1 protein-coding gene is annotated in these 700 nt (G+C 58.4%); it reads right to left on the reverse strand.

What is annotated here, in order from left to right:
* Positions 1-700: IS1595 family transposase (locus EXE46_RS16230; RefSeq protein ID WP_137689367.1), on the reverse strand; the 700-nt coding region annotated here is incomplete at both ends.

Raw genomic sequence — 700 nt, forward strand, 5'->3', positions numbered from 1 at the left:
TTAGAGACGCCTCGATGTGGCGAGAGCCACCGTCGCGCCAGCGACGCGTGGCTCTCGCAGGTGTTCACGTGAACGTCTCCATCAACGTACTCACCGTCACCGTGGACGACGTATTCACGAGTGAATGTGTCGTCCTCCTCAAGCGGTTCATAAGCCCGAAATCCGTCAGTATAGACGGTCAACGACTCCTGCTGGCGGTCGGCCAGCAGGAGTCGAATCCGCGATTCGGTCGCGGTTTTCGCCGGGACCACGTATCGCTCACCGCTGCCACGATCTGCGAGAACAAATACAGGAGGCTTGTCCTCAGCGAACGTGCCACGTCCACGCGTTGACAGGCCACGCGAGCGCGACTGCTGGTCGCGCTCGCGGCCTTTGAGCCCCGCTTTTACGTAGAATTCGTCGATCTCAACGGGGCCTTTGAGATGGATCTGAGGCGCGTCCAGCGCTCGCAAGAAGCGCTGGACGCGCCGGTAGATCGTCTTGTAGGAAACGTCAATCTCTACGTCTAACTGCCTGAGACTCGTGTTGAAGCGGATATACGTGTAGACCGCGAGAAACCATTTTCTGAGTGCTACCGCAGAATGTTCGAAGATCGTGCCGGTCTGATCGTTGAACGTGCGGTCGCAATCCTTACACAGATACCGCTGAAACACGCGATAGCTGCCGTACCGAATCACAGATTCGCCACGGCAGCGCGGGC

Source organism: Halorubrum sp. GN11_10-6_MGM (assembly GCF_005435165.1).
Taxonomy (GTDB): domain Archaea; phylum Halobacteriota; class Halobacteria; order Halobacteriales; family Haloferacaceae; genus Halorubrum.